Source organism: Microcoleus sp. D3_18a_C4 (genome assembly GCF_036702415.1).
GTDB lineage: Bacteria > Cyanobacteriota > Cyanobacteriia > Cyanobacteriales > Microcoleaceae > Microcoleus.
This window is the reverse complement of the sequence record NZ_JAUBTI010000054.1, coordinates 24,259-25,538: the sequence shown is the minus strand read 5'-3', so window position 1 is coordinate 25,538 and position 1,280 is coordinate 24,259. Positions and strand designations below refer to the sequence as shown.

The 1,280-nt window shown below is 53.0% G+C and carries 1 protein-coding gene; it reads left to right on the top strand.

What is annotated here, in order from left to right:
* The coding region (locus QUB16_RS21280; protein WP_333319139.1) for a calcium-binding protein at positions 1–1,280 on the top strand (1,280 nt) is incomplete at both ends.

Below are 1,280 nucleotides of genomic sequence, written 5' to 3'. Positions count from 1 at the left end.
ACCCTCACAGGAGATGTTGGCGATGACTTCCTATACGATGAATTCGGCAATAATTTGCTCTCCGGCGGCGACGGCAAGGACGAAGTTTTCGGCGGAAACGATGCCGACACCCTCACAGGAGATGTTGGCGATGACTTCCTATACGATGAATTCGGCAATAATTTGCTCTCCGGCGGCGACGGCAATGACTTAGTTTTCGGCGGAAACGGTGCCGACACCCTCACAGGAGATGTTGGCGATGACTTCCTATACGATGAAGAGGGCGATAATTTGCTCTCCGGCGGCGACGGCAAGGACGAAGTTTTCGGCGGAAACGATGCCGACACCCTCACAGGAGATGCCGGCGATGACTCTTTATTTGGGTACGAAGACAACGACTCTATTTCTGGCGGTGACGGCGACGATAGCCTAGAAGGCGGTGAAGATAACGACAGTATCAACGGCGGCCTTGGCAATGACTCACTCTACGGAGATGAGGGCAACGATACCCTAGAAGGCGGTGACGGCGACGATATCCTAGAAGGCGGTGAAGATAACGACAGTATCAACGGCGGCCTTGGCGATGACGAACTCTACGGAGATGACGGTAACGATACCCTAGAAAGCGGTGGCGGTGCCGACTATCTAGTAGCTGGCACCGGCAATGACTTCTACGTGTTAAATGCTACTTCCGCAGGGGGCAGCATCATTGCTGACGACAGCGGCACCGATACTCTAACTTTCAATGATCTCACGCTGGCGATCGACTTTGCCGCCGATACGGCAGGCGTCACGCGGGGCGGCGAATTCGATACCGACTTGCAAATTGACCTCAACAAGGACGGGATTTTTAACGAGACTGACGACTTGTTGATTCTTGACTTCTTCGCTGAACCAAATCTCGAAAAAGGAGATGGTTTTATTGAAACAGTCGGCAATCTCTCAGGGGCAGATATTCTCAAGAGTTTTCCGCTGAAGGCGACTCCTGGAGATGATTCCCTTCCAGGTGGCAGGGGCAATGACAGTATGGACGGATTGGCCGGCAACGATGAGATTGACGGCAATCAAGGCAATGATTCGCTGCTCGGCAACGCTGGCAATGATGTGTTGAACGGCGACGAGCTCATTGTGATTAGTGAGGCGGGCGGTGACTTAATTTTCGGTACGGGGACTGGCAATGACTATCTCGACGGCGGCGAGGGCAATGACACCCTCGACGGCGGCAATGGTAACAATACTCTGTTAGGCGCTGTCGGTGATGACATTTTGTTCGGAAACGAAGACAATGATACTCTCGACGG